The organism is Dyella japonica DSM 16301, assembly GCF_001010355.1.
In the GTDB taxonomy this organism is placed as follows: domain Bacteria; phylum Pseudomonadota; class Gammaproteobacteria; order Xanthomonadales; family Rhodanobacteraceae; genus Dyella; species Dyella japonica.
In genome coordinates this window covers 1-8,643 of sequence record NZ_JPLA01000011.1, presented here as the reverse complement: position 1 = coordinate 8,643, position 8,643 = coordinate 1, and the positions used below count along the sequence as shown (strand labels likewise).

Here is an 8,643-nt window from a genome sequence, read left to right as displayed (position 1 = left end):
TGCGCTCCTACAAGGTCTACGTGCACGGTCGATCGCTATGAACGTTCCGGGCGGCTCTTTCACCTAAACTCCTCCCCACCGCCCCCCGAAGCGACCCCGCATGGCCTCTCCATTCACCGCCATCGACCACCTCCACATGGCGCACGCTTTGCGCCTCGCCGAGCGGGGTCTGTACACCACGCATCCCAATCCTCGCGTCGGCTGCGTCATTGCGCACGGCGAGCGGGTGGTGGGTGCGGGGTATCACGTGCGGGCGGGTGAGCCTCACGCGGAAGTCCACGCGTTGCGCGAAGCGGGAGAGCAGGCGCGTGGTGCCACCGCCTACGTCACGCTGGAGCCCTGCGCGCATCACGGGCGCACACCGCCATGTGCGGATGCCTTGATCGCAGCCGGCGTATCGCGGGTGGTCATCGCCGCGGAAGATCCCTTTCCACAGGTCGCCGGTCGCGGCATCGGCAAACTGCGCGATGCCGGCATCACCGTGGAAACCGGACTGATGCGCGAGCCGGCACGCGAACTCAATATCGGCTTTTTCAGCCGCATCGAACGCGGACGTCCCTGGGTGCGGGTGAAGCTCGCCATGAGCCTGGACGGTCGCACGGCGCTCGCCAATGGCGAATCGAAGTGGATCACGGGTGAAGCAGCACGCGCCGACGTGCAGCGCTGGCGTGCGCGCAGCTCGGCGATCTTCACAGGGTCTGGCACGGTGTTGGCTGACAACCCGCGGCTCACGGTGCGACTGCCCGAAGGCGAGGCCTTTACGCCCCCGTGGCGCGTGGTGCTCGATAACCGCCTGCGCACGCCGCCGAACAGCCATGTACTCGACGGCACGATGCCGACCCTGGTGCTGCACAACGAACAATATGCGCCGGTCGATCCGCGGTTCCAGGCGACGGAGCTGGCGGTGGTGGCGGAGCAGGGCGGTGCGATGGATTTGCACGCCGTGATGGACGAACTCGCACGCCGGCATATCAGCGAAGTCCATGTCGAGGCCGGCCCAAGCTTGTGCGGCTCGTTGTTCGCTGCGGGACTGGTCGACGAATTGCTGCTTTATGTCGCGCCCGTGCTGCTCGGTGACAACGCGCAACCACTGCTGGGCTTGCCCTCGTTGAGCGATATGGCGTCACGCTGGAAGCTGCGCACGCTCGATCGGCGCGTGCTGGGTGAGGACATGCGCCTGCTGCTGCGCCCGGTCGCGTGAGCGTTCGAATCACCATCGCGTTTTTTGGCCATTACCCGCCATTCCTGGAGTTGAAGCGCACATGACGAAGGCAGCGATACGTTGGGGCATCATCGGTTGCGGCAACGTCACCGAGGTGAAGAGTGGTCCGGGCTTCAGCAAGACGCCGAACTCTGCCTTGATGGCGGTGATGCGCCGAGACGGTGAAAAGGCCCGCGACTATGCCGAGCGCCATGGCGTGCCGCGCTGGTACGACGATGCGGCCAAACTGATCGATGATCCCGACGTCAACGCCGTCTACGTGGCCACGCCGCCATCGACGCACAAAGAGTATGCGTTGATGAGCATCGCCGCAGGCAAGCCTGTCTACATCGAAAAACCGATGGCGATGGATCACGCCGAGTGCGAGGCCATCATCCATGCGGGGCAGCAGGCCAAGGTGCCGGTGTTCGTCGCCTATTACCGGCGCAGCCTGCCGCGTTTCCAGAAAGTACGTGAGTTGATCTTCGGCCAGCTGGCGATCGGAAAACCGCGCATCGTCAATACGGTGCTGTACGAACCGCATCATCCGCGCTATCAGGATCCGGCCAATCTGCCCTGGCATGTGCGTCCGGAGATTTCCGGCGGCGGTGTGTTCATGGATCTGGGCTGCCACACGCTCGACATCCTCGACTGGCTGTTCGGTCCCATCGTTTCGGTGAGCGGGCAGGCGAGCAACCAGTTGGGCGCCTACCCGGTGGAAGATGGCGTCGCCATGTCGTTCCAGTTCGGCAACGGCATGCTCGGCACGGGGTTGTGGAACTTCGACAGCTTCAAGCGCCACGACCAGATCGAAGTGATCGGCGACAAGGGCCGCATGGCCTTCGCCACTTTCGGCGACGGGCCGATCCACGTGGAGAACATGGAAGGCACGCACGACTATCGCGTGGCCAACCCGCTGCATATCCAGCAGCCGCTGATCGAAACCATCGTGGCCGAGCTGACCGGGCACAAGGGCGCCTGTCCGTCCACCGCCGAAAGCGGCGCGCGCACCAGCTGGGTGATGGACCAGGTGCTGCGCGACTATCGCCAGGAAACCGGCCAGATCACGAGCCTGTAACCGAGAGGCCCGCAGAAGGCACTCACTCCCGGGCGACACATTGTTCCCGGGAGTGGACGCTGCAGCGGCGGCCGCCGCCCGGGATGGTGTTAAACTGCGCCGGTCGGTTCGCCGGCAAACTACAAACGACGTCTTCAGGGCGGGGTGCGATTCCCCACCGGCGGTAGATCCTTCGGGATGAGCCCGCGAGCGCTTCCAGGTCATCGGAAGGTCAGCAGATCCGGTCCAATGCCGGAGCCGACGGTTGGCAACCAGCGATGGTGGCCAGAAAGTCCGGATGAGAGAAGACGGTATGGCGCATGCCTTCGCGGGCGTGCGCCTGCCTGACGCCTTGGGGCGTTTTTCGCATGTTTTTCGACGCGGGAAACGTTTCATGTCCAAGCATCGTTGCCATTCCTTCGCCGCCTCCGTTCCGGAGGTGCGCTGATGTTCACCGGCATCATCCAGAGCGTGGGCCGCATTGCGCGGCTCGAACCACGCGGCGGTGACGTACGCCTGTATGTCGACACGGCCGACCTCGATCTCTCCGACGTGCAACTGGGCGACAGCATCGCCGTGTCCGGCGTGTGCCTGACCGCGGTGACGCTGGAAGCGCGCGGTTTCAGCGCGGACGTCTCCAACGAAACGCTGTCGCTCACTACGCTGGGCAAGCACCGCGCGGGCGATCCGGTGAACCTGGAAAAGGCCTTGCGCCTGGCCGATCGCCTGGGCGGCCATCTGGTGTCCGGCCATGTCGATGGCGTGGGCAAGGTGGTGTCGATCAGGCCGGACGGCCGCTCGCTGCGGTGGTTGTTCGAAGCGCCGGCGACGCTGTCGCGCTACATCGCCGCCAAGGGTTCGATCTGCATCGACGGCACCAGCCTGACTGTGAACGAAGTGAACGGCCATCGCTTCGGGGTCAACCTGATTCCCCACACGGTGGAACACACGGCGTTCAACGCGCGTCGCGCGGGCGATGCAGTGAATCTCGAAGTGGACGTGGTAGCGCGCTACATCGAGCGGCTGATCGCCAGTGGCGATGCGCCGAGGATTGATGAGGCGTTTCTAAAGCAGCACGGCTTTGCTTAAAGCTCGTCATCCCAGCGAAAGCTGGGATCCAGCGACTTTGTTGCGAGGACCGGAAGGCACTGGATCCCAGCTTTCGCTGGGATGACGGGCGAAATAACAACAGCATTTCATTGGAACGACCCCATGAGCTTCAACACCATCCCCGAAATTCTCGAAGACATCCGCGCCGGCCGCATGGTCGTGATCCTCGACGATGAAGATCGCGAGAACGAAGGCGACCTCATCATGGCCGCGCAGATGGTGCGCCCCGAGGACATCAACTTCATGGTGCGCGAGGCGCGCGGCCTCGTGTGCCTTACGCTTACCGAGCAGCGCACGCGCCAGCTGGGTCTGCGGCCGATGGTGGTGGACAACACCTCGCCGTACCAGACCAACTTCACCGTCTCCATCGAGGCGGCCGAAGGCGTCACTACTGGCATTTCCGCGCACGATCGCGCACGCACCATCCAGGTCGCGGTCAAGTCCGATGCCAGGCCGCAGGATCTCTCGCAGCCGGGTCACATTTTCCCGCTCACGGCGCAACCGGGCGGCGTGTTGACACGTGCAGGCCATACGGAGGCGGGCTGCGATCTCGCCGCTCTGGCCGGGCTGGAACCTTCGGCGGTGCTGATCGAGATCCTGCATGAAGACGGCTCGATGGCGCGTCGCCCCGAGCTGGAAATCTTCGCCAAGAAGCACGGCCTGAAGATCGGCTCCATCGCCGACCTGATCCGCTATCGCCTGGAAACCGAGAAGACCGTACAGCGCGTCTACGAGGGCGATGTCGATACGGAATTCGGCGCGTTCAAGCTGGTGGCTTATCGCGATGCCATTCGCCACGGCCTGCATTTCGCCCTGGTGCGCGGCAACGTGGACGACGGCGAGCCGGTGCTCACCCGGGTGCATGTGCGCAACACCTTGTCCGACGTGCTGCATCTGCATCGCGACGATCTGGGCCTCACGGTCACCTCGGCCTTGCGCCGCATTGCCGATGAAGGTCGTGGCGCGCTGCTGGTGCTTTCCGGCGAGGACACCGCCGACGCCTTGCTGCGTCGCCTCAATCGCCAGCCCTCGGTGCAGGCGCCCGAGGAAGCGCAGCAGCAGGAGTGGCGACAGCTGGGCCTGGGCGCGCAGATCCTCGCCGACCTGGGCATCCGCCAGCTGCGCGTGCTGGGTACGCCGCGCAAGATGGTGGGGCTGGGTGGCTTCGGGTTGGAAGTGACCGAGTACGTGTGAGCTAGCCTCTCCCCTGTGGGAGCGCACCCTGTGCGCGACTGACGGTGCCTCATGGCCTGAGGCCGTCGCGCACAGGGTGCGCTCCCACATCAAACTTGCCCGGCGCGGCCACTTCCACGCCATCCAACCACCGGCATACTCAGGCTTTCACCACCAACCATCGCCATGACCTCTCCAAGCATCCGCCTCATCGCCCCTTCGGGCTATCCGCATGACCGCGACGCCATGGCGCGAGGCATCGCGCGCCTGCAGGCGGCCGGTTGCACGGTGGACGGCGTGGACGTGCTCGATCGCGTCGAACACCGCTTTGCCGGCCCCGATGCCGTGCGCGCGGCCGACATCAATGCGCTGGCGACCATGCAGCAGCTGCCGGACATCGCGTTGTCCATCCGCGGCGGCTATGGCGCCACCCGCCTGCTCGAGCACCTGCACTACGACGCATTGCGCGAGCGGCTGGCGGGCTCGAACACCTTGCTGGTCGGCCACAGCGATTTCACCGCGGTCCAGATGGCGCTGTATGCAAAGACCGGGCTGGTCACCTTCGGCGGCCCCATGCTCGGTCCCGATTTTGGTGCGCCCGAACTCAACGGGCTGATGTGGGAGCACTTCTGGCGTGCCGTGGGCGAAGCGCAGGCCACCGCCAGCTGGAGCACCACCAGCACCACCGGGCTGGATGTCGAAGGCCCGCTCTGGGGCGGCAACCTGGCCATGCTGTGCAGCCTGCTGGGCACGCCGTATTTCCCGCATATCGATGACGGCATCCTGTTCGTGGAGGACATCGGCGAGCCGCCGTTCCGCCTCGAGCGGCTGCTGTACCAGTTGCGGCTCGCCGGGGTGCTGGATCGCCAGCGCGCCCTGGTGCTGGGCCATTTCACCCAGTGCCGCCCGCATGCCTACGATAACGGCTACGACACCGAGGCTGCGTTCGAGCAGCTGGCCCGGGTGGCGCGGATTCCCATCATCCGCAACCTGCCGTTTGGCCATGAGCCGGACAAGTTCACCCTCCCGTTCGGCGTGCCGGCCCGCCTGAAGGTGGCGGCAGGCCAGGCCAGCCTGAGCTTTCGCGGCCATCCGACCCTCGCTGGGGCGGTTTCCCGGCCCGACCCGGGCACGCCGCCCTTGCATCCCGTAAAATAGACGGCCCCTCCGGGCCCGGAACCCAGGAAACGCATACCCCATGAAGACCATCGAAGGCGATTTCGCCACGCCCAAGGGCCGTTTTGCCATCGTCGCCGGCCGTTTCAACGGCTTTGTCGTCGAACCGCTGGTGGCCGGCGCACGTGACGTGCTGGTGCGCCATGGCGTGAAAGACGACGCGATCGAGTTGATCCGCGTGCCGGGCGCCTGGGAAATCGCGCTGGCTGCCAACAAGGTCGCCAGCTCCGGCAAGTATGCTGCGGTGATCGCGCTGGGCGCGGTGATCCGCGGTTCCACCCCGCATTTCGACTTCGTGGCCGGCGAATGCGCCAAGGGCCTGGCCCAGGCGGCCTATGCCTCCGGCGTGCCGGTGGCGTTTGGCGTACTGACCACCGACACCATCGAACAGGCCATCGAGCGTTCCGGCACCAAGGCCGGCAACAAGGGTGCGGATGCCGCCCTGGCCGCGCTCGAGATGGTCAATCTGTACGGAAAGCTGTGATGAACTCTCGCCCCGAAGGCATCGATCTGGCTGCACGCTCGCGCGCCCGTCGCCGTGCGCTGCAGGCGCTGTACGCCTGGCAGATCGGCGGCAGCCGCATGAATGCCGTGATCGAGCAGTTCCGCCACGAGCAGGACATGGAAGTGGCTGACCTCGAATACTTCGAGGATCTGCTCAACGGTGTCGAGCGCAACGTCAAGACCATCGACGAGGCGATCAAGCCGTACGTGGACCGCGACGTGGAGCAGATCGACCCGATCGAGCGCGCCGCGCTGCGCCTGGCCACCTATGAGCTCAAGTACCGCCCCGACGTGCCGTACCGCGTGATCATCAACGAGGCGATTGAAGTCACCAAGCGCTTCGGCGCGGATCATGGCCACAGCTACGTCAACGGCGTGCTCGATAAGCTCGCCGGCGTGCTGCGCACCACGGAGAAGCGTCACTGATGGACGGGGCCGCGGAGCATGCGTCCGTGGTTCCGGTGATTGAAACGGCGCGCCTGCGCCTGCGGGCACATCGGGCCGACGATCATGCCGAGTGTCTGGCCATCTGGTCTGACCCGGAAGTGACGCGCTATATCGGTGGTCGCCCGTTCACCTCCGAAGAAGTGTGGAAGCGCCTGCTCCAGTACATCGGCCTGTGGAGCCTGCTGGGCTACGGCTACTGGGCGGTGGAAGAGAAATCCACCGGCCGCTATATCGGCGACATCGGTTTCGCCGACTTCAAGCGCGAGCTGGAACCCTCCCTGCACGGCATGCTCGAATTTGGCTGGGTGTTGGCGCCGCATGCACATGGCCAGGGCTATGCAAGTGAAGCGGTGGCTGCTGCCGTGGCTTGGGGCGAACAGCATTTCAGCACCCTGCGTGCCGTCTGCATCATCTCGCCCGAGAATGCGCCTTCCATCCGCGTGGCCGAAAAGGCCGGTTTTCAGCGTTGGCAGGACACCACTTACCACGGCAGCCCGACGATCGTTTTCAGTCGATAGGTCCTGCCGTTCCGACGAGGCGCCTCGCCATGGAATTCCGACTGATCGACCGCATCCGCGAACGCACCGCGCAAGGCCGCGAAGACGTGAAGCTGGGCATCGGCGACGATGCCGCCGTGGTCGCCCCTCCGGCAGGGCAGGAGCTGGCCATTGCCATCGACACCATGGTCGAAGGCGTGCATTTCCCGCATGGCACAGCAGCAGCCGATATCGGCTGGAAATCGCTGGCGGTGAATCTTTCCGATCTCGCCGCGATGGGCGCGAGCCCCGCGTGGGCATTGTTGGCGCTGACACTGCCGACCCAACCAGCGGAGCAGCTCAGCGCTTTCATCGATGGCTACGCCGAGGGCTTTGCCCAGTTGGCCCAGCCGCATCGGCTGGCCTTGATCGGTGGCGACACCACGCGTGGCGCACTGACCATCAGCGTTGCCGTGCATGGTTTCGTCCCGCCCGGCAAGGCGCTGACGCGCGCGGGCGCTCGCGCCGGCGACGTGGTGCTGGTCACCGGCACGCTGGGTGACGCAGCCGCTGGCTTGCATCTGCTGCAGCGGAGCGCGCGCATCGATGAAGGCGATGGGCGCGCAGCCTATCTGATCGAACGACTGCACCGGCCCACGCCGCGCCTGTCGGTGGGCCTGGCGCTGCGCGATCGGGCGAGCGCCTGCATTGATATCTCCGACGGCCTGCTGGCCGACCTTGGTCATATCTGCGCAGAAAGCGCGGTGGGTGCGGAAATCGAAGCAGCGTTGCTGCCGTGCTCGCCGATGCTGATGGCCAGCTTCGACGACCTGGCCGTGCGCGATTTCGCGCTGGCGGGCGGTGACGACTACGAACTGTGTTTCACCGTTCCGCCTGCGCTGGTGGCTGACGTGCAGACCGATCTGGCGCGCCTGGGCTGCGGCGCCACGCGGATCGGGCGCATAATCGAAGGCGCGGGCGTGCGCGTGCGCGACGTCCAGGGGCAATGGCTGGAAGCAACCCAACGCGGCTGGGACCATTTCGCATGAGCGACAAGACGATCCTCACCCCGGAACAACGACGTTTGCTGCTGGCTACCCCAGCGGGTTGGCTGGCCTGTGGCTTTGGCTCAGGCCTCGCACCCGTGGCACAGGGCACCTTCGGTTCACTGGCCGCGCTGCTGCCTTGGCTGTTGTTGCGCAGCCTGCCAGTGCAGCTCTACGTGTTCGCGATCGCGGTGGGCTTCGTCATCGGGGTGTGGGCCTGCGGGGTGGCCGGGCGCCTGATCGGTGTCGACGATCATCGCAGCATCGTGTGGGATGAGTTTGTCGGGCTGTGGATTGCCTTGATTCCCGCGGTGATGGGGCCGTGGTGGGCGGTGGTTGTTGGGTTCGCATTGTTCCGCCTGTTCGACGTGTGGAAGCCCTGGCCGATTCGGTCGCTGGACCGGCGGCTCAAGGGTGGGGTGGGGGTGATGGTCGATGATGTGGTGGCGGGGG

At 65.5% G+C, this 8,643-nt stretch carries 10 protein-coding genes and 1 riboswitch; all 10 genes read left to right on the top strand.

Annotated elements, in window-relative coordinates; translation table 11 throughout:
* Nucleotides 1–136: 136 nt before the first annotated feature.
* Nucleotides 137–1,201: a bifunctional diaminohydroxyphosphoribosylaminopyrimidine deaminase/5-amino-6-(5-phosphoribosylamino)uracil reductase RibD gene (ribD, locus tag Y882_RS04400; RefSeq protein WP_052949677.1), complete on the top strand. Its 1,065-nt coding sequence runs from the start codon at nucleotides 137–139 to the stop codon at nucleotides 1,199–1,201.
* A gap of 61 nt (nucleotides 1,202–1,262) precedes the next feature.
* Nucleotides 1,263–2,279: a Gfo/Idh/MocA family protein gene (locus tag Y882_RS04395; protein ID WP_046970679.1), complete on the top strand. Its 1,017-nt coding sequence runs from the start codon at nucleotides 1,263–1,265 to the stop codon at nucleotides 2,277–2,279.
* A gap of 126 nt (nucleotides 2,280–2,405) precedes the next feature.
* A riboswitch (FMN riboswitch) is annotated at nucleotides 2,406–2,572 on the top strand.
* 133 nt (nucleotides 2,573–2,705) lie between these two features.
* Nucleotides 2,706–3,347 (top strand): riboflavin synthase, encoded by a 642-nt coding sequence (locus Y882_RS04390; protein ID WP_046970678.1) that lies wholly within the window; start codon nucleotides 2,706–2,708, stop codon nucleotides 3,345–3,347.
* Nucleotides 3,348–3,470: 123 nt separating this feature from the next.
* On the top strand, nucleotides 3,471–4,562 hold the full coding sequence (gene ribBA, locus Y882_RS04385) for a bifunctional 3,4-dihydroxy-2-butanone-4-phosphate synthase/GTP cyclohydrolase II (RefSeq protein WP_046970677.1): 1,092 nt from the start codon (nucleotides 3,471–3,473) through the stop codon (nucleotides 4,560–4,562).
* A gap of 165 nt (nucleotides 4,563–4,727) precedes the next feature.
* Complete coding sequence (ldcA, locus tag Y882_RS04380) at nucleotides 4,728–5,699, top strand: muramoyltetrapeptide carboxypeptidase (RefSeq protein ID WP_046970676.1); 972 nt, start codon at nucleotides 4,728–4,730, stop codon at nucleotides 5,697–5,699.
* 40 nt (nucleotides 5,700–5,739) lie between these two features.
* Entirely contained in the window at nucleotides 5,740–6,201 is a 462-nt protein-coding gene (gene ribH / locus Y882_RS04375) for a 6,7-dimethyl-8-ribityllumazine synthase (RefSeq protein ID WP_046970675.1), read from the top strand.
* Nucleotides 6,201–6,647: a transcription antitermination factor NusB gene (nusB, locus tag Y882_RS04370; protein WP_046970674.1), complete on the top strand. Its 447-nt coding sequence runs from the start codon at nucleotides 6,201–6,203 to the stop codon at nucleotides 6,645–6,647. The genes ribH and nusB overlap by 1 nt, the downstream gene beginning before the upstream one ends.
* A 26-nt stretch (nucleotides 6,648–6,673) precedes the next feature.
* A complete protein-coding gene (locus tag Y882_RS04365) occupies nucleotides 6,674–7,186 on the top strand; it encodes a GNAT family N-acetyltransferase (RefSeq protein ID WP_244466222.1) in 513 nt (170 codons plus the stop codon).
* Nucleotides 7,187–7,215: 29 nt separating this feature from the next.
* Entirely contained in the window at nucleotides 7,216–8,193 is a 978-nt protein-coding gene (gene thiL / locus Y882_RS04360; RefSeq protein ID WP_046970672.1) for a thiamine-phosphate kinase, read from the top strand.
* Nucleotides 8,190–8,643: phosphatidylglycerophosphatase A family protein (locus tag Y882_RS04355; RefSeq protein WP_046970671.1), on the top strand; the 454-nt coding region annotated here is incomplete at its 3' end. The genes thiL and Y882_RS04355, both read left to right, overlap by 4 nt.